Genomic DNA, 18628 nt, shown 5'->3' on the forward strand with positions numbered 1-18628 from the left:
TCGGCACCGGCGGGCTGCGCCCGCTGGATGGTCGGCGAGACAAAGATCAGTGTTCCTCGGTGCGCCCGGCCACAGGGCGGTGCCTACAGCTGCCGGCGTCCGCGCGCACGTGCACCGAGAGATGCATATTCATGACGCTAGGCGTTAGTTCCCGTGAATCCATTAAGAGATCTACCTGATTGTGGGGTCAGTCTTGCTTTCGGTACGTATTTCCGTCGTATGGTCTACCGGCATCCGCGCTGTCCTCATCGGGGTCGGCCGGTTGGCGGCGTTGGCCACTCCGGCTCGGGGAAGGGCCTCCGCCGGGCGGATTCGTGGCCCACCAGGTCAGAGCGGGGGAGCGGTGACATGAGCAGCGATGCCAGGTGCGGTGTGGAGACACCGGATGAGTAGTGGTGACCGGGGTCGTAGGTCGTCCGGTGGCGAGCTCGCGGCGGGTGTCCGGACCGGCGCCGACCACCCGGAGCCGCAGGTCTCCCGTCGAGGGCTGTTCGCCTGGTCGGCTTCGAGCGCGGCGGGCCTCATCCTGCTCACCGCGGTCGATCCGGCGCGTGCGAGCGGGGAGTCCCGTACCGGCCGGGGGGCTGCCGGCTCCGCAACCCGGCCGGCCGATGGCCGGTCCGGCACCGTCCACGGCTCGGCGGGACAAGCCGGAGGCGGCACGCCCCCCATCGCGGCGGTGTCGACTCCCGCGCAACCCGCCTACCGGATCCACGATCTACGGCCGGACGCGCCGGCCGACGCCGTCGCGTTGACGATCGACGATGGTCCGCATCCGGTGTGGACTCCCCGGATACTCGACATACTTCGCGTCAACCAGGTATCCGCCACGTTCTCGCTGGTGGGCGTGCAGGCGGTGGCGAACCCGGGGTTGGTGCGTCGCATCGTCGCAGAAGGCCATTCGCTGTGTAACCACACGATGACCCATCCGCAGCCGTTTGGTCGTCGCACACCGGAGCAGATCCGTGGCGAGATGACCCGCGCCCAGTCGGCGATCGTCGACGCGGGCGCTGGGCCACCTCGGTTGTTCCGTGCGCCGGGTGGTGACTGGTCCTCCGCCGTCCTTGAGACTGCGGCCGGCCTGGGCATGACGTCCCTGGGCTGGGATGTGGACCCTCGCGACTGGGCGCGTCCGGGAACCGCATCCATCCGACGGTCCCTGGGGGCCGCCCGTCCCGGCGACATCCTGCTCTGCCACGACGGCGGCGGAAACCGCGCGCAGACCGTGGCGGCCCTGCAGCGCGTACTGCCGAGGCTGCGGGCGCGGGGGCTCTCCTTCGTTCCGCTCTGACCGCGACGTCGGCCGTCGGCCGTTTGGCCCACCAACGTTCTGCGGAGCTCGGACCAGGTGGTTCGTTGACATCCTGCGGGGCACGCTCCCTCCTGTAGGCCAAGGGGAGGGAGCAACTGATGGCTGACGTCGTCAACGCCGACGCCCGCGGGCTGGGCACCTGGCACATCCCCCGCAGCCGTGGCGCTGTCAGCGGCCTGCTGCTGATGCTCCTGGGCGTATGGGGCGCACTTATCCCCTTCGTCGGCCCGTACTTCGATTTTGCATTCACTCAGGATGCCTGGGCCTGGAGCTCCGCACGGTTCTGGCTGGAGGTACTGCCGGGCATCGCGGCATTCATCGGGGGTTTGCTACTGCTGGCGAGCACCAACAGGGGAACCGCTGTACTCGGCGCCTGGCTGGCGATCGCCGCCGGGGCCTGGTTCATCATCGGTCCGACCCTTGCCGGACCATGGCAGCTCGGGTCGATCGGGGCACCCCTCGGTGGATCCGCGCGGCAGGCTCTTGAGTGGATCAGCTTCTTCTACGGCCTGGGCGCCGTGATCCTTTTCCTGGGCTCGACGGCCTTGGGCAGGTTGAGTGTCCGCGGAGTTCGTGATGTCGCCGCGGCCCGCCGGCACCGGGAGCGCAAGGCACTGCGCTTGCGTGGCGGCCGCGGGGAGACGCTGCCGCCGCCGGTGTCCGAGCCGCACGTGTACCCGAGTGACCGTCCCTCGGCGCCCGCATCCGGGACGGAAACGCCGGCCGAGGTCGACTCGGCGGGATCGGCCCTCCCCGCGGGCGAACGTACGGGTGACCTCGGACGCCATCGACGCCACACCGATCGCTGAGCGGAACGATCCCGCGGCGGCACTGAAGCGCCGCCGCGGGATCGTGACATGTCGACGCCACGTCGGCACGCATACTGGTATGCATGTCAAGGTGACGCATAACCACATAGCCGACCTGCGGGCCAGGGTGGCGTCGGCGGTAGCCGGATTCCCGCGACAGCGACTGCCTGCAGAGGGACGCCGCCTCGCCGCGGTCGCGGTGACGCTCGGCGAGGACGTGCAGGGCCGGCCCAGCTTCCTGCTCACCCGCCGGGCCGCCCGCATGCGCACCCACGCGGGGCAGTGGGCACTTCCCGGCGGTCGGGCCGAGGACGGCGAGGATGCTGCGACCACCGCACGCCGCGAGCTGGCCGAAGAGGTCGGTGTCGAGCTACCGCCCGAGGACGTTCTCGGCACCCTTGACGACTACGGAACCCGCTCCGGTTTCGTGATGACCCCGGTGGTGCTGTGGGCGGGCTCGAGACTGCAGATCACCAGCCCGGAGGCTCGAGAGGTCGCCTCCGTCCACGTGGTGCCGCTCGACGAGCTGGACGTGCAGCCGCGCTTCCTCACGATTCCCGAATCGGACCGGCCCGTCATCCAGCTTCCGCTGCTCGGCAGCCTCATTCACGCCCCGACGGGCGCGATTCTCTACCAGTTCGCCGAGCTCGTGCTGCGCGACCGGCACACCCGGGTCGCCGGATTCGAACAGCCCGTCTTCGCCTGGCGCTGACTCGCCCCGTGACAGTCCGAGTCCATCCGGATGATCGGCCGAAATGAGACCTGGATCCCCGCTCCTACCCGCGCGGCATCGCCGGCCATCCCCGCCGGCGGGGGAGCTCGCAGTCACTGTCGCCACGCGGGCGGTCGGCTCACCCAGGCAAGTCCTGGTCCGAGAAGTCAGCGGGTGGGCAAGCCGTTCACGAGCCTGCGGGCTGGGCGGAATCGAAGGAGCTGACCGGGCCGGCATTGTGCGGCTAGCGGAAGGTCCTCGGTCGCGACGACACCCAGTACGGGATAGCCGCCGGTGACCGGGTGATCGGCAAGAAAGATTACGGGCTGGCCGCTCGGTGGAATCTGGATGCCGCCGGCGACGACCGCCTCGGAGGGCAGCTCGGCGGTGGTCCGCCGACGCATCGCGGGACCGCGCAGCCGAACACCGACGCGATCGCTGTCCGTCGTGACCTCGTAGGCCTTCGCCCACAGTGTCCGCAGGGCGTCCGCGGTGAACCAGTCTGTACGTGGACCGGCCAGCACCCGCAGCTCCGGCTCGTCGACATAACGAGCATGCGGCGCGAGATCGACCGTCGGCGGATCGGACATCTCCCCACCGAGCGGAAGGCGCGTACCTGCCACCAGCGGTTCGGGCCCGATGCCGGCAAGGGTGTCTCGGGACCTGGAGCCGAGTACGGCCGGTACGTCCACCCCGCCGCGGATTCCCAGATACGTGCGTACGCCCCGGGCGGGAGCACCGACCCGAAGCAGCGCGCCCGCCTGCACGTCGACCGGCGCGTACATCCCGATCTCACGCCCCGAGAGCTCGAGCGGACAGGGCGCGCCGGTGACGGCGATCATTCCGGGGTGGGTAAAGCGGACGATCAGGCCTCCGTAGGTGACTTCGATCGCCGCCGCGCCCGTTAGGTTGCCCACCAGCCGGTTTGCCAGGAGCAGGCTGTGGCGGTCGGCGGCTCCGGACCGGGTGATCCCCAGGTGTGCGAGTCCGGGTCGGCCAAGATCCTGCACCGTGGCGAACGGCCCGGGGGCTACGATCGCGATCTCGGCGGAGCGCTGGCTCGCTCCCGTCACGTCCGCACCGACGCAGCGCCAACCGCGACAAAGCGCACCGGGGTGCCCGGGGCGAGCAGGGCGGGCGGATCTCGCGTGAGGTCGAAGACGGTCAGGTCAGTCCGGCCAATCAGATGCCACCCACCGGGCGAGGCGCGGGGATACACGCCGGTGAACTCGTCGGCGATCGCGACGGCGCCCGCCGGCACCCGCGTGCGGGGGCTGTCTCTGCGGGGAACCCGCAGGCCCGCATCCAGACCGGCAATGTAGGCGAAACCCGGGGCGAAGCCGCAGAACGCGACCCGATGTGGGCCACGCATGTGCCGTCGGATGATCTGTGCCGGTGTCAGCCCGGTGAGTCGTGCAAGGTCGACCAGGTCGGGCCCGTCGTAACGCACGGGAATGATCACGGTCGATGGTGCATCCTCCGCAGCGGTCACGATCGCGTCGGCGGCGGCACGGGAGCCGTCCCCACCCGTCACTGCCGCGGGTGGGGAAGCCGGCGTGTCCCGGCCGGGTGTCCCGGGTGCAGGGGCGCCGGTGGGGCGCGACCCCCGACCGGCCGGTCCTGGTGACACCTCGTGCAGCTGGGCCCGGAGTCGGGCGGGACCGGTGGTTGTCGGATCGAACGCGACGAGGACGGTGCGCGCTGCGGGTACCAGGTCGGTGACGCCGGGCGGAGTGTCCCGTCGTAGCCGCACATAAAGATCTTCGACTTCCTGCAGGTTCGCTACCTCGACGAGCAGTGCTTCGTCCCCGCAGGGCAGGATGCGCATCACGGTCCTTTCAGCAGAACGGCGACAGCGCGACTCCGGCGGTATGCAGCGCGTGGCGCAGCTGCCTGACCACCTCGACGGCTCCGGGAGTGTCGCCGTGGACGCACAGGGACCGGGCGAGTATCCGCACCGGCGTGCCCTGCTCGCTGAGCACGATTCCCTCGGTGGCCATCCGTACGCCTCGGGCGACCACGGCGTCCGGATCGTCCAGCACGGCACCAGGGCTGCGTCGAGGCACGAGCGTGCCCGCCTGCGTGTAGGCGCGATCCGCGAACGCCTCACCGACCGTCGTGAGGCCGGCGGCGGCGGCCTGCCGCAGCCAGACCGAGCCCGGCAGGCCGAGAACCGGCAGTGTCGCGTCGTAGTCGCGGACCGCGTCGACCACCGCCTGTGCCTGTTCCTCGTCGGCGACGATCGTGTTGTAGAGCGCCCCGTGCGGTTTGACATAGCGCACCCGATCGCCCGCGGCGCGGGCGAAGGCGTCGAGCGCGCCGAGCTGGTAGGTGACATCGTCACGCAGGTCATCCGGATCCATATCGATGCGTCGGCGACCGAATCCCACGAGGTCCCGATAGCTGACCTGAGCACCGATGCGTACCCCGAGGCGGACGGCATCATAGCAGGTCCGTCGCATGGTCGCCGGGTCCCCGGCGTGAAAGCCGCAGGCCACGTTGGCGCTCGTCACCAGGCCGAGTAGCGCCTCGTCCTCGGTGAGGCGCCAGACGCCGAAGCCTTCACCAAGGTCGGCGTTGAGGTCCAGGGGATGCCCCCCGGAGCCAGCGGCCGACTGCCTGCCGGACGGCCGCTCGGCGGCCGACACCGCGGGGTCCGGGACGTCGGCGACGACGGCCGCACGGTCCTGTGGACCTTCCCCGAGTTGATGGGCAGCTCGCGCGTCGGCCATGCCCTCGATTGTTCACCATGCCGGCCGGCTGCCCCGCCCCGATCACCGGTCCTGGATGAAGGTTCGGCCTCCGTAGGCGCGTCCTCGGCGCCGGAAGGGCCGGCGAAGGCAGGGGACGACAGCCTGCTGCCCGGCCGGGCGCGGGGTGGAAAAAGGGTCGGCGGTATTAGCTCGCCGTTGATTCTCGTGGTGGTCGGGGAATACCTCCTCCTGTTGGATGAAAAAGTTGCGGAAATCTTGCGTGGCCGCGCAAAATGCTTGCCGTGGAGTGACCATCGGGGTGTCTTTGAAATGCTGATCTCCTCTCCCTGTCGCGGATCCGGCATTGGGATGACCTTACCTCGTTCACCGCTTCGCGTGGCGGTCGGATTCGAGTTGATCGTGACGCGGTCAGGGCCATCACGCTCTGTGTGTCGGTGCTTGAAGAAATGGCTACCAAGACGCCAAATTACTGATACGAAATGGACAGGAGGGCGGCGGCGAACTACAGTCGTCCGCATGACCGTGATCACCGATTCCTTTGTTTCGCCGCCTGGATGTATCGTCGGGCTGGCTGCTGTTCGCACTTCTATCGACGGGGTTCTGAACGCGCCGATGTGGCCGTTGTCCGATGCGGAATTGGCGCTTGCCGTGGACGACAGCGCCGCCGCGCTCTCCCGGCTGGCCGCGGCGCGACTCCAGCTCGTCCGCGAGGTGCATGGACGCGGCATGGCTTTGCGGGCAGGAGCGGAGAGCACACAGGCATGGCTGCGGGAGCGATTGCGGGTCCGACCGGTCGACGCGCGCCGCCTACTCGATCTCGCGGCCGCCTTGGACGGCCCGTTGACGGCGACGGGCGCCGCGCTGGCCGAGGGCAGGATCACTGTCGATCAGGCGCTGGTGATCTGCAAGGCGATGCGCTCGATGCCGGCGATGACGTCCGCGGACGTCATCGCGGCCGCGGAGGAATGCCTGGTCGAATGCGCGGCGACCTTCGATCCGGCCGAGCTGACCAGAATCGGTCAGCGCATCCATAAGCGGATCTCTCAGCTCACCGCCGGATCGGACGACGCCGATCCTCCCGACGCCGATCCTCCCGACGCGGACCCTCCCGACGCGGACGCTCCCGACGTCGATCCTCCCGATTGCGCGGCCGGCGACGGCTCTGACGAGGCTGTCCCAGGTGCTTCGGACCCTGCTCCGACCGCCGGGAGCCACGATGACGCTGGCAACGCGTACGACCGTGCCGGTGGCGACGCTGAGAAAGGCCCGGCCCAGAACATGGGCGCGTCCCCCGGCAGCCTGCGCAACGGCAGTGACCCGCCGGCCTATGGCACCGACCAGGATCGGCGTGCCGGCGGCATCACGACACCCGACTCACGGGACCACGCGCGTACCCGACGGGGTCTGTGGCTGACCGATTTGCCTGAGGGGATGACCCGGCTCGACGGAGAGCTTGACGCCGAGGCCGCTGCCACGCTGCGTTCGGCGTTGGCGCAGCTCACCGGAGCGGACACCGGGACGGACGACCGCCTTGCTGCGCTCCGACGGGTCGATGCCCTGACCGAGATTGTCCGGCGTGCGCAGGTGGCCGCGATGTGGACGGTGACCGGTGGGGTGGCCACCGACCTGGCCGACGACGTTCCGTGGGCTGTTCTGGGGCCGGCCGGGAGCCCGCCACCGGACTCTGGAACGGGTGGACGCTCGATACCCGTTCTGTCGCCCAAGCTGGCCCTGAGGTCTCGAAGCGGGCACGTCTGGCCGCATCTGACCGCCATCCACACTGATCTTGGACGTTGGCGCCAGGATGCTCATCGGCACCTGCGCCAGGCCGCGAGCGCAGGCGACCGGCATTGTGTCTCCCCGGGATGCGACCGCTCGGCCCGCTGGTGCGACGGGCATCTTCTGCGGGCCTGATGCCGTGAGGGCGGCGCCGCGAGCGTCGCGGGTCCCGGCGATCGGCTGGCCGAGCTCGTCCTGAGCCGCTGCTCACTTTGCCTGCGCGGATGCCCCGGCCGATCGTGGACCCAGGTACGCGTCTGACGGACCGGCGAGGCCGCCCGGAAGCGTCACACCCGAGATGGGCTGACCGACCTTGGCCGAATCCCGGTAGACGGCCAGTGCCTTTAGTCCTTTACGCCATCCGGCGTATAAGAGTGCAGCGACATCGTCGACCGTTGCCGACGCCGGAAGATTGACCGTCTTCGAGATCGCGCCGGACAGGAACGGTTGTACGGCGGCCATCATTCGGACGTGGCCCATCGGATCGATGGCATGTGGTCCGATGGCGCAGTTGAAGACCGGCTGATGCTCGGGGTGTAGCCCGGGGGCGTCCACGGCGTGACCGTGCGCCGCAATGAAACTCACAATGCGTGCCACCGCAGCCCGCGGATACCCGAGGGCATGTAGTGCCGTCGGCACAGTCGTATTCACGAGACGCATCGCCGAGCCTGTCGCGCTCTTTCTGACTTTGACGAGAGCGAGATCAGGCTCGATGCCCATCGTGGCGCAGTCCATGGCAAGGCCCGTTGTCCCGGTGGGCGCGATCAAGGTCAGGTGAGCGTTGCGCCAGCCGTACCGCTCACCAAGATGCATAGCCCGTTCCCACTCCTGCTCAGCGCGGACGAGGACCTGGTCGTGGATGCTCACCTCCATCGACTGGCGGATCGCCTTCGGCTGACGGATCGCGGCGTGTGCGGCGGCATGGCGGGCCACGACCCGGCGGTGGGCGGCGGCGTTCGTGGTGAAACCGGCGTAGGGGCCGAGCACCGAGGCGATCTCCGCCGAGCGACGGTAGGCCGTTGCGGACATCAGCGAGGTGATGGCAGCCGCGGTGGCCCGGCCCTCCTCGCTGTCGTAGGCATGCCCGGTGGCCATGAGCAGCGCACCGAGGTTGGCGTAGCCCACACCGAGCTGACGAAAAGAACGGGTGACGCTGCTGATTTGCGCGGACGGCACCTCGGCGAAGCACAGCGAGATGTCCATGGCGAGGACCACCAGCTCGACCGCGGCAGCAAAACTCGTCGCGTCGAAGCGACGATCCTTGTTGAGGAACCGCAGGAGGTTCAAGGATCCTAGAGTGCACGAGGAATTGTCCAGGTGCATGTATTCGCTGCAGGAGTTGCTGGCACTGATCCGGCCACTTTCGGGGCAGGTATGCCAGCTGTTGATCGTGTCGTCGAAGTGTAGTCCCGGATCGGAGCATTCCCAGGCGGCCTGCGCAATCATGCGGAAGATCGTGCGAGCGGAGACCGTTCTTACCGTCTGCCCGTCACCTCGGGCTCGCAGTTCGATGGGTTGATCCGCCGCAACGGCGCGCATGAAGGCATCGCTGACCCGCACCGCGTTGTTGGCGTTCTGGAACTGGACCGAATCGATGTCGCGGCCGCCGACGTCCATGTCGAAGCCGGCGTCCCGAAGGGCGCGGATCTTTCGCTCTTCGCGTGCCTTGCACTCGATGAAGTCACCGATGTCGGGATGATCGACATCGAGGATCACGATCTTTGCGGCGGGCCGAGGGGCTCCGCCCGCGCGGATGCTTCCCGCCGATGCATCCGCTCCGCGCATGAAGCTCACCGGACCTGGCGCGGGCCGCCCCGAGGGTAGTAGCTCCGCCGTCGATCGAAGCTGCGAGAGGTTCACCCCCGAGCCGGCGCCGCCCCGAAAGAGCAACGCCTCGTCCCGATACCAGTCAAGGACGGAGTCAAGACTGTCGTCGGTGGCGAGGATGAAGCACGAGGCGACCTGTTGAGGCAGGTCGGTGCCTACGTTGAACCACACCGGGCTGTTGAAGCTGAACGCCTGGTGGAGCAGCAGCCAGATCAGCTCGTGCTCGAAGATCTCCGCATCGTCGTCGGACGCGAAGTACCCGTGCTCACGGCCGGCCCGAACATACGGACGCACCACCCGCTCGATGAGCTGCCGCAGGGACCACTCCCGTTCCATGCTGGCCGGTGCGCCATGGAAGTACCTGCTGGCCACGATGGTCGCCGCGGTGGACGACCAGAACGAGGGAAACTCGACTCCGCGTTGCCGGAAGTTTGCTGAACCATCCCGCCAGTTGGTCGTGACGACGTCCCGTCGGTCCCATCGGACCTCGTCGAAGGGATGGATGCCCGGCTTCGTGTGGATGCGGTGGATGCGCAACCCGCGTGCCGCCTCCGATCCTCCCTCGAGCGGCGTCCCGGGCCCGGTGCCCCGATGCATTCCCCCGTCGGCGGCCAGGCCCAGGTTCGGGCGGGACTGGGGATCGGCGTCGAGTCCCGCCTGCGTGTCGAGCATGGTGCTCCTCGCGGTCTCATGGGCACGCTGGTGCGAGTCGATTCGTCTCACCGGCGAGCCGCGATTGCGGACGGCGGCCTCGACGACGCCAGGCAACGGGGCGATGGTCACATACACCGCGGCGGGTCGAGCAGGGGCACACGGATGAATGTGACTCGCAACACATAATCTGGTATCCGGTTCCTGGCCTGGCATGGCCATCCGTCATGCGGCGGTGATAATCGCACCATGGAGGACGCACCGACGCCTGTGGGGATGTGGTCTGACTCGGGGAGACCATCGAGGTCTTCCGAGTCGACCGACCCCACTGGTGCGGCCGAGTCCTGTTCGCTGGGAGAGACCGGGAGGTGGAGCCGGTTGCGCTCTCCGGCTGGCCGGGATGGGCGCGAAGTACCAACCGGTGTGCCGATCGATCCGTTCCGGCACTCGAGAGGGCCGGCGGACGCGCCCATCGTGGTCGTGGAGTACGCCGACTTCCAGTGTCCCTACTGCGCGCGGGCGGCACCCGTCCTGCATGAGTTCGCCGAGACCTCGGAGGGACAGGTTCGGCTGGTTTTCCGGCACTTCCCCGTCTTCGACGTCCATCCCTACGCCCTCACCGCGGCGCTTGCCGCGGAGGCCGCCGGTGTGCAGGGCCGTTTCTGGGGGATGCACGATCTTCTCTTCGCCCGCCAGGACCGGCTTGCCGACAAGTTTCTTCAGGCCTACGCTGCGTCACTCGGCCTCGACGGGGATCTGGTCATCGGGGACGCGGCGCAGCCCTTCGGGGATGCCGTGGAGGCCGACTATGCGCGTGGGATCGAGCAGGGGGTGCGCGGCACGCCGACGATCTTCATCAACGGCGCGCCCTACCGGGGGCGTACGGAGATCGCGCCGCTGCGTAAGGCGGCGAGCCTGTCACTTCGCCGGCACCGGCGCGCGCCATGGTCGCGGAGGTAGTCGAGGTACGGGTTCATCGGTCATCGGCGAGCACAGCGGCATTCGCTCTCCGAGCACCCGAAGAATGACAGTTCCGGCGAGAGCGGCCGCGAGCGAACCAGCGAGAATGCCGATCTTGGCTTGTTCCCGCAGGTCATCGTCGGTGAATGCCAGTTCCGTGATGAACAGCGAGATGGTGAAGCCGATCCCCGCCAGGGTGGCCGCGCCGAGCAGGTGGCCATACCGCACGCGTCCGGGCAGTTGACCAAGACCGGTCCGGATTGCCGCCATGCTTGCCACGGTGATCCCGCAGGCATTGCCGGCGACCAAGGCGAGCGCCACACCCAGCGTCACCGATGACGTCGCCGCCGCGCGCAGGGTCGAGCCGTCCAGGTGAACGCCTGCATTCGCCAGACCAAAAACCGGGACGACAACGAACGCGCTGATGGGGTGCAGCACACGCTGCAACCGGTCGTTTGCGGGCACCGTTGCCTTCGCCGCCGCCACCGCGAGGCTGACTCGGGTGGCGTTGGAATCCTCCTGCAACGCTCGGACGTAGACCGGCACCTCCTCGACCTGGTCGGGACGAGGCGGGACGGCGGGAATGAGCAGACCGACGAGAACTCCCGCCAGCGTCGCATGGACGCCGGAGGCATGGATCGCGCCCCAGAGCACAAGCGACGCGAGGATGTACGGGGGAAGCTGCCACACCCGCAGCCAGCGCAGAGCGATGATCGTTAGCACCGTCGCGCCCGCAACTGCGAGACCGGCCAGATTCACGTGATCCGTGTAGAAGATCCCTACCACGGTGATCGCGCCGATATCGTCGACGATCGCGAGGGTGAGCAGGAACAGCCGCAGTCGGTCCGGACACCGGGGGCCGAACAGGGCGAGGATCCCGATGACGAACGCCGTGTCGGTGGACATCGGGATGCCCCACCCGCTCGATTCCGGCCCGGATCGGTTGAAGAGGAAGTAGATCACTGCCGGTAGGGTCAGCCCACCGATCGCGCCGAGAGCGGGCACGGCGATCGTGCGCCGGTCGCGCAGCTCGCCCGTGGTGAACTCGCGGCTGATCTCCAGGCCCACGACGGCAAAGAAGATCGCCATCGCGCCGTCGTTCACCCAGTGGTGCAACGTCATGTCGAACCCGGCGTCCCCGAGGCGAAGCTCCGCCGTGGTGCTCCAGAAACTGTCGTAGCTGCTCGACCACGGCGAGTTTGCCCAGATGAGGGCGGCGACCGCGGCGAGCAGGAGGAGTACGGCGCCGCCGGCCTCGGTCGCGAGGAACTCCCGCACCGATGGGGCAACCTGCGGCAACCGTACCCGAAGCTCGGGGCCTGGCCGCGGCGGTGCAGTCACCTTCCGTATCCTCTATCCGGGAGGCTGCTCCGCGAGCCGCCTCGATCTCCGATCGGAGACCGGCCGCCGCCATGTCCGCCCGAGCGATGAGCCGGGCATGAACGCCCGCTTCCGCCCGCCTGTGCGTTCACCGTCGCGCGCCCCATCCCGGTGAGCCTGCCAGGCTGACGCTGGGTAGACCAGCCGGTCGGCCAACTGGGTGAAATGCCTCTCTTCCTGCCTGGAGATCGTGGAGCTGAGTGGAACCGCCCTCTGATGATCTTGGGTCTTCTCGTGCGCGTGCCCGTACCGTACGTTCGAGAAATGGAACATCGCCGCGGCGCTGAGCGCATGATTCGGCTCCAGAGCAAGAGCCGGCGGTCCGGAGTCGTCCACGAGCGCCCCGGACCACCGGTGCCGGACGGGCCTGTGCACGCGATCCACCCCGAACGGGGCGATGTGGCGCTGTGCGGGCACCGGGATCTGACCCCGCTCCCACCCGTACCCAGCTTCGAGGCGCTACCGGGATTCCGGACCAAGCGCACCGAGTGCCGCGAACTGTCGGGACACGCCATGCTGCCTCGCTAAGACGCGGCGGTCGAGGTCGCCGCGGATCAACCGTGGTCGCAGATGTGCGTTCCATCTGCCGGGCGACCGGGGAGGGACAAGCGCGGTCGCGGCGAGGCCGGCCGCCACAACGTCAAGTCCAAGGACCGCGGTCCGTTCCAACGGGGAGCGTTGCGCTGACTCCTGTCCGCTCTCGGTTCTACTGCCGCCTGCCGCAGCAGACAGACCGGACTCGCGTGGATGCCCCGTCGTTGTACTGGACGTCGGATCCAATGTCCTCGGCAGGACCAGGCCGGCGCCCCGACCGTCGTTCCCGCCCCCATCGCCCGCCCTGGGTGCAAGCCCGACCGGTGGACCGGAGGCGGAAACGGGGGTGCCCGGCTCCGGGCGTTGCTCGGTGATCGCCGACATCCGGGCTGCGGCCCGCTCGAGAGCCCGGCGCGAGTGGCTACAGAAGTCGCGCCACCCTGCTGAGAGGCGCTCCTGGTCCGGCGGCTGCCGCCGGGCCTGTCCTGAAAACATTCGAGTCGTCATGGGATCCCGGCCCTCGCGCTGGAAAGCTCCCGTCTGTCGACCGCGGACCTTCTGCCGCTGAGGTGGCGGGCATCGACTGCTTGGTCACCGATGGCTCCGACGACGGTCCACGCGTCCAAGGCGGAATGTCGTCTGTGGGTGACCGGCCCGGCGCGGAGGTCGACGAAGGAAAGAGGTCGGGTATCCGGACACCGGCTGGTTCCGGAAACTCCACGCGAACGTCGACGCCGAGACCGTCAAAAATAGGGAAAATTAGAGCAGGTGAGCTGGTTATATTCCGCCGTGTCCCTCGACGTTCGCGAAATAGCCGTCGAGGCTGGTCCGTCGAACTGGTGCTTCGGGTGCCCGACTCGGCGCGGGGAAACGTGCCAGCGGCCGGCCCGTTCGTCGAAGTCCGGTCAGCCTGCCAGTGCCAGTGAAGTCAGGTCGGCGTGCATCTCCCGGACGAGGATTTCGGCCGGGGCGGTCGCGCTGATCCGCTGGCCGTTGGTGGCGGTCAGGCGGGCGGCGTCCCCGGCAGCCAGCCTGCCCGTTCCCTCCAGCTCCAGGTCGCCCCGGGCGACAAAAAGATGCAGGAAAGGAGCCTCGGGAAGCTCTATGCTCTGCCGCATTTTCAGTCGAGCCACGTGCAACGCCGCAAAGCGGTTCGCGATACGGATTGCGCTGCGGCCACGGTGTAGAGGTAGGCCTGAGACGACGGGTACCAAGGCACCACCGAGAAGCTCGTCGTCGACCTCGGCCTGCTCATAGTCGGGTTCGATCCCGTGCGAGTCCGGAACGACCTACATCTGAACGAAGTGGACTGGTTCGTGGTCCTGCTCGCCGTGTCTGTACCACCCGGAACCATTCTTCTCCGAATGGAGAATTCCGTGGCCGGCGGTCATCCGCTGTGCCAGACCCGGGTAGACGATGCCGTGCTGTCCGGTGGAGTCCTGGTGGACGAGGGAACCCAGCAACACCCAGATGATGATTTCGGTGTCCCGGTGTGGATGCGTCTCGAATCCGCGTTTAGGCGCGATGACATCGTCGTTGCTGGCGATGAGCAAGCCATGGTGGGTGTTTGTGGGATCGTAGTGGTCGGCGAATGAGAACGAATGCCGGGAGTCGAGCCAGTCGGTTCGTGTCAGCGCTCTGCTGCCGGCCCCCGGCGCACCTCCACGCGGGCACCCCGTGAGCCGAGCTGAGGGCCATCTGCAGGTCCGACGGGTTGGGACGGCATGGCGTGCAAGGTACAACCTCCGTCTGGTCCGGGCCGGGGGGGACTGGTGGCGGCCGCCGCTCGGGATCAGAGTCCGGCGCGCGCGCCGATACGTTCGCGTTCCCGGTACCGGCTCGCGCGGTAGACCCCGAGAATGCGGTAGTCGGCGTAGAACGACAGTTCCTCGAACGCGCGGGCGACAGCGGAGTCCTCGGGGCTGCCTTCGATATCGGCGAGAAACTGGGTGGCCACGAACTCTCCGCCTACCATGTAGCTTTCCAGCTTCGTCATGTTGACGCCATTGGTGGCGAACCCGCCAAGCGCCTTGTACAGCGCAGCCGGACGGTTGTGCACCTTGAAGACGAACGTGGTCACGATCGGCCCGACCCCGGACGCGGCACGCAGGTTCTCGCCGGAGAGGATGAGGAAGCGGGTCGTGTTGTGCTCCTCGTCCTCCAGGTCCGGACGCAGGATCTGGAGCCCGTACGCCTCGGCCGCGAGCCGGGAGGCGATCGCCGCCCGGGAGGGATCGCCCGCCTCGCTGATCTCCCGCGCGGCGCCCGCGGTGTCGGCGGCGGCGACGGCGACGAGCCCCAGCTCGCGCAGCGCCTCGCGACACTGGGCGAGCGCCTGCGGGTGGCTGTGTACCGTCTTCACGTCGTCGAGGGCCGAGCCGGGTGTCCCGAGCAGCTGGTGGCGGACGGGGAGAAAGTACTCGCCGATGATGTGCACCGCCGGCCTGGGCAGCAGATGGTGGATGTCGGCGACCCGACCTGCGGTGGAGTTCTCGACCGGAATCATCGCGAGGTCCACCGCACCATCCTCCAGCGCGGTGAAGCACTCGTCGAAGGTCTGGTAGGGGACCGCGTCGTAGTCCGGATAGACATCCCGGCAGGCGATGTGCGAGTTGGCTCCCCGCTCGCCCTGGAACGCGATCCTCTGTCGTGCGGTCATGTGTATGACCGTACCGGGCTGTCAGGTCCTGGCGGCGAGCGCTCGCAGGAGCGTGCGTGACTCGGTCTCGGGCGGTAGTAGGCGGATACCTGCGTGCAGCAGAACCACGCCGCGACGGCCGACGAGCACCGGGTCGAGCAGGATCTCGCCGATGGCCGGTAGTTCCTCCGCGAGCCGGGCGACCCGGTGCAGGAGATCGGCCAGCGCTTCGGTGTCGGCGGCCGGCGCGCCCGCCCCCCCGACCAGCAGCACGCTGCCGCGGATCTTGTGGATCAGCTCTTCGGCGTCCCGGTCCGTCAAGGGCAGGGTGCGCGCCAGCGGATCGACGAGCAGGTCCGCGACGGCGCCGCCCAGCCGCAGCGAGAGCAGCGGGCCGACGGTCGGGTCCTGACGCAACCGCACGACGGTGGACACCCCGGCCGGCGCCATCGGTTGCACGAGCATGTCGCCCGGGCCGACGGCGGCCCGCACGGCCCCCCACGCACCCGAGAGCTCATCCGGGTCACCCAGACCAAGCTGGACCGCCCCGACGTCGAGCCTGCTACGGAAGCGCTCATCGGCGATCTTGAGGGCTACCGGCCAGCCGAGCGCCTCCGCCGCCGCCCGCGCCTGCGCCTGGTCAGCGACGCGAGCACTGGGCCACGCGCGCAACCCCACTCCGGCCAGCAGCGTGGCCACGGCCGGTTCCGGCAGCCAGGTGCCGTTCTTCGGGTGGCGCTCGACCTCGGCGCGGGCGCCGTCCAGGTCGATGTGATCCAGCGCGGGCACCCGGCCGTGATCCCGGGCGCGCCAGGCAGCGTGATCGGCGGCACGGGAGAGCGCCAGCGCGGCCGATTCCGGCGACGAGTAGGACGGCACCGAGCCTCGGCCGGCAGAGCCGGTCGCGTCCGGCACCGTCAGCGCGGCGGGAATGCCGTCCTGACCGAGGTAGGAGGCGAGCACCGGCAGGCCGCTGTCGGCCGCCACCGCCCGCACGGCGGCCCCGAGCCGGTCAACTTGAGCGTGCGGGGTCACTAGCGCGATGATCGCGTCGACGTCGCCCGAGGCCGCGACCAGGCGCAGCGCGGCGTCGAAGCGCTCGGGATCGGCCAGCGGACCGAAATCGACCGGGTTCGTGGCATACCGGTGGCCGACGAGAGCGGCGAGATCGGACCAGGTCTCCTCGGACAGCGGGGGGACCTCGAGTCCGTAGGTACGGCAGGCGTCCGTGGCGAGCGCCGCGAGTGCGCTGCTTGTTCCCACGATGCCAACCCGTCGTCCGGCGGGCAGTGGTTGGTGGGCCAGCAGCTGCACGGCGTCGAAGAGCTGGTTCAGGGTGTCGGCGCGGACCACTCCGGCGCTGGTGAACAGCGCATCCACCCCGGTGTCTGCGGACTCTTGGCCGCTCTTCAACGCCACGACGGGCTTGTGCCGACCGAGTTGGCGGGCAATCCGGGCGAAGTGCCTCGGATTGCCGAAGCTCTGCAGATGCAGCATGATCACGTCGGTCCGTGGGTCGGACTGCCAGTACTCCAGGAGATCGTTCGTCGAGACGTCGGATCGGTCTCCGGTCGAGACGAAGGTGGAGAATCCCACCGCGCGCCGGGCCGCGTCCGTGAGGAATGTGCCGGCCAAAGCGCCGGACTGGGTGAACACTCCGACCCGGCCGGCCGGGGGCTCCCCGACGGCGAAGGTGGCATGCAGCCGGGTGGTCGGCGCGGTGTTGATGACACCCATCGCATTCGGGCCGATCAGGCGCATGCCGCCGTCGCGTGCGATCCGGATGACGTCCGCAAGCAGGGCGCGGCCCTCGTCTCCGCCGTCTGCGAAGCCGGCCGACACGACGATGACGCTGCGGACCCGCTTCTGCGCGCAGGCCCGCAGAACTTCGGTCACTCGCTGCGCCGGCACCGCCACGACGGCCAGATCGATCTCGGCGGGCACCTCACGCAGATCCTGGTAGGCGTAAACCGAGGCGACATGGGTGGCCGCTGCGTTGACGGGATACACCGCTCCGGTGAACCCGCTCCGGAGCAGGCGGCGGAAGACTTCGTGGCCGACCGTTCCAGGCTCGCGGCTTGCCCCGATCACGGCGACAGCCCGAGGGTGTAGTAGCCGGTCGATGCTGCGGGACCCGTCCGGATGGTCCTGACTGCCGCCGACCCGTCCCCGGCGGGCCCTGGCACCGCTCGGGAAGTCGTCTCCCGGTTCCACGGGATAGCTCACGCGGATCTGATTGTCGTCCGTGGGTGTGAGGTCGAAACCGATCGAACGCAGAACCTCCAGAACCCGTCGACTGCTCGCAGGCACGTCCGCGACAAGCCGGTGCACACCGCTTTCCCCTGCGGTGTCGATGAGGATGTCGATGAGCAGCGTGCCGAGCCCTCGCCCCTGATGAGCGTTCTCGACCAGGATCCCGAACCGCGCGTCGCCGCCGTCGCCGACCTTGCTGTACTCCACCATCCCGACGATCTCGTTGCCGACGAGCGCGCCGAGCACCGCGGACGTCTGGCTGTCGGGCGAGATGACCCGCCCGGCCAGCATCGCCGGACTCGCCGCGGCGCCGGCAAGGTCCGGGTCGTGCGGATTCGCCTCGCTCAGGCGCAGATGGAAGGCACCCAGTCGGCCGGCATCATCGGGGCCCAGCGACCGTACCGTGACCGATCCGCCGTCGGCGAGCACGACATCCTCGGCGCCCCGACCCGGTTCCGCCGCCGTGCTCGTCGGCCTGGCTGCACTGGCCGACGGAGCCAGGGGAGACGTCGCCGCCTGCCCGGGCGGCGGGGCCGCCGGCGTCGCGGCCCTGCGGGCGGGGGTGAAAGCAGGTGTCGACCGGTCTGGCTGGGAAGCTGCCACGATGCGTCCTCCCGGGGCTCAGCGCCCGCTCGTCGCCAGGCGGCTACGTCTGGCTACGAAGCGGCAAGGGCCCTCGCATCTCCAGGTCGGACCGCGAGGAGCGGCGGCGGGCCACCCGCCCCATTTCATGATCTTCTTTTCGTTCCATCGTAATACCTGGTCGTGACTGCGGGGTCTGTGCGCCGGTCAGCCGTTGCAGTAGGGGCCACTCCGCCGCGGAGATGCCCATATGGGATCGACAACCATGAGGTGTACCCGGCGGCTCCCGGGCGAGGCCGCCAACCGGGACGGGTCCGCGGCGATGGGACGGTGGGTCCGGGCAGGAGCGCTCGGCTGGGGCGACTGGCCCGGGTGCCGGCACACCGCCGGTCGGTGTCACGGCGGGGTCCGCCTCCGATCCCCAGCCGGGTGCTTCCGTGCCGGCCGCTTCCCCCGTGGGACCGGCCGTGAAGCCTT

At 69.0% G+C, this 18628-nt stretch carries 12 protein-coding genes and 1 pseudogene; 5 read left to right on the forward strand and 8 right to left on the reverse strand.

What is annotated here, in order from left to right; genetic code table 11:
- Positions 1-385 precede the first annotated feature (385 nt).
- From FRAQA3DRAFT_RS00235 to FRAQA3DRAFT_RS00245, 3 genes are all read left to right on the forward strand, one after another.
- Entirely contained in the window at positions 386-1291 is a 906-nt protein-coding gene (locus FRAQA3DRAFT_RS00235; protein WP_009399105.1) for a polysaccharide deacetylase family protein, read from the forward strand.
- A gap of 119 nt (positions 1292-1410) precedes the next feature.
- A complete protein-coding gene (locus FRAQA3DRAFT_RS00240; RefSeq protein ID WP_009399107.1) occupies positions 1411-2121 on the forward strand; it encodes a hypothetical protein in 711 nt (236 codons plus the stop codon).
- 79 nt (positions 2122-2200) lie between these two features.
- A complete protein-coding gene (locus tag FRAQA3DRAFT_RS00245) occupies positions 2201-2833 on the forward strand; it encodes a CoA pyrophosphatase (protein WP_009399110.1) in 633 nt (210 codons plus the stop codon).
- A 167-nt stretch (positions 2834-3000) separates the two neighbouring features.
- On the opposite strand, the gene FRAQA3DRAFT_RS00250 is transcribed toward FRAQA3DRAFT_RS00245, so the two are convergent.
- Genes FRAQA3DRAFT_RS00250 through FRAQA3DRAFT_RS00260 form a run of 3 tightly spaced genes read right to left on the reverse strand, consistent with a single transcriptional unit; the run spans position 3001 to position 5481 of the window.
- Positions 3001-3906, reverse strand: coding sequence for a biotin-dependent carboxyltransferase family protein (locus FRAQA3DRAFT_RS00250; RefSeq protein WP_009399112.1), 906 nt, complete (start codon positions 3904-3906; stop codon positions 3001-3003).
- On the reverse strand, positions 3903-4661 hold the full coding sequence (locus FRAQA3DRAFT_RS00255; RefSeq protein ID WP_009399114.1) for an allophanate hydrolase subunit 1: 759 nt from the start codon (positions 4659-4661) through the stop codon (positions 3903-3905). The genes FRAQA3DRAFT_RS00250 and FRAQA3DRAFT_RS00255 overlap by 4 nt, the downstream gene beginning before the upstream one ends.
- Before the next feature lie 10 nt (positions 4662-4671).
- Positions 4672-5481, reverse strand: coding sequence for a LamB/YcsF family protein (locus tag FRAQA3DRAFT_RS00260; RefSeq protein ID WP_009399116.1), 810 nt, complete (start codon positions 5479-5481; stop codon positions 4672-4674).
- Between the two features lie 582 nt (positions 5482-6063).
- Between FRAQA3DRAFT_RS00260 and FRAQA3DRAFT_RS00265 the strand changes: the two genes are divergently transcribed.
- The gene (locus tag FRAQA3DRAFT_RS00265) at positions 6064-7461 is read left to right on the forward strand and encodes a DUF222 domain-containing protein (RefSeq protein WP_035920374.1); all 1398 of its coding nucleotides are present in this window, start codon (positions 6064-6066) and stop codon (positions 7459-7461) included.
- Between the two features lie 72 nt (positions 7462-7533).
- Here FRAQA3DRAFT_RS00265 and FRAQA3DRAFT_RS00270 read toward each other — a convergent pair whose 3' ends face one another.
- Complete coding sequence (locus FRAQA3DRAFT_RS00270; RefSeq protein ID WP_009399121.1) at positions 7534-9825, reverse strand: vitamin B12-dependent ribonucleotide reductase; 2292 nt, start codon at positions 9823-9825, stop codon at positions 7534-7536.
- Positions 9826-10275: 450 nt separating this feature from the next.
- On the opposite strand from FRAQA3DRAFT_RS00270, the gene FRAQA3DRAFT_RS00275 reads away from it, so the two are divergent.
- Entirely contained in the window at positions 10276-10764 is a 489-nt protein-coding gene (locus FRAQA3DRAFT_RS00275; protein WP_051054518.1) for a DsbA family protein, read from the forward strand.
- Here FRAQA3DRAFT_RS00275 and nhaA read toward each other — a convergent pair.
- The 4 genes and pseudogenes from nhaA to FRAQA3DRAFT_RS00295 all read right to left on the reverse strand — a co-directional run bounded on the left by nhaA (position 10723) and on the right by FRAQA3DRAFT_RS00295 (position 17998).
- Positions 10723-12105 carry a Na+/H+ antiporter NhaA gene (gene nhaA / locus FRAQA3DRAFT_RS00280; RefSeq protein ID WP_009399125.1) on the reverse strand — a complete coding sequence of 461 codons (1383 nt, stop codon included), beginning with the start codon at positions 12103-12105 and terminating at the stop codon, positions 10723-10725. The genes FRAQA3DRAFT_RS00275 and nhaA overlap by 42 nt on opposite strands.
- A gap of 1478 nt (positions 12106-13583) precedes the next feature.
- Positions 13584-14312, reverse strand: a pseudogene (locus FRAQA3DRAFT_RS00285) (pirin family protein).
- 158 nt (positions 14313-14470) lie between these two features.
- Positions 14471-15337 (reverse strand): prephenate dehydratase, encoded by an 867-nt coding sequence (locus FRAQA3DRAFT_RS00290; RefSeq protein WP_009399131.1) that lies wholly within the window; start codon positions 15335-15337, stop codon positions 14471-14473.
- A gap of 21 nt (positions 15338-15358) precedes the next feature.
- Positions 15359-17998 carry a GNAT family N-acetyltransferase gene (locus FRAQA3DRAFT_RS00295; RefSeq protein WP_157466946.1) on the reverse strand — a complete coding sequence of 880 codons (2640 nt, stop codon included), beginning with the start codon at positions 17996-17998 and terminating at the stop codon, positions 15359-15361.
- Between the last annotated feature and the right edge of the window lie 630 nt (positions 17999-18628).

It is taken from the genome of Frankia sp. QA3 (assembly GCF_000262465.1).
Classification (GTDB): domain Bacteria; phylum Actinomycetota; class Actinomycetes; order Frankiales; family Frankiaceae; genus Frankia.

What these genes read in the sequence shown, in the direction of transcription:
- FRAQA3DRAFT_RS00235 (WP_009399105.1), top strand. Translation starts at nt 386, where the DNA reads ATGAGTAGTGGTGACCGGGGTCGTAGGTCGTCCGGTGGCGAGCTCGCG.
- FRAQA3DRAFT_RS00240 (WP_009399107.1), top strand. Translation starts at nt 1,411, where the DNA reads ATGGCTGACGTCGTCAACGCCGACGCCCGCGGGCTGGGCACCTGGCAC.
- FRAQA3DRAFT_RS00245 (WP_009399110.1), top strand. Translation starts at nt 2,201, where the DNA reads ATGCATGTCAAGGTGACGCATAACCACATAGCCGACCTGCGGGCCAGG.
- FRAQA3DRAFT_RS00255 (WP_009399114.1), bottom strand. Translation starts at nt 4,661, where the DNA reads ATGCGCATCCTGCCCTGCGGGGACGAAGCACTGCTCGTCGAGGTAGCG.
- FRAQA3DRAFT_RS00265 (WP_035920374.1), top strand. Translation starts at nt 6,064, where the DNA reads ATGACCGTGATCACCGATTCCTTTGTTTCGCCGCCTGGATGTATCGTC.
- FRAQA3DRAFT_RS00270 (WP_009399121.1), bottom strand. Translation starts at nt 9,825, where the DNA reads ATGCTCGACACGCAGGCGGGACTCGACGCCGATCCCCAGTCCCGCCCG.
- FRAQA3DRAFT_RS00290 (WP_009399131.1), bottom strand. Translation starts at nt 15,337, where the DNA reads ATGACCGCACGACAGAGGATCGCGTTCCAGGGCGAGCGGGGAGCCAAC.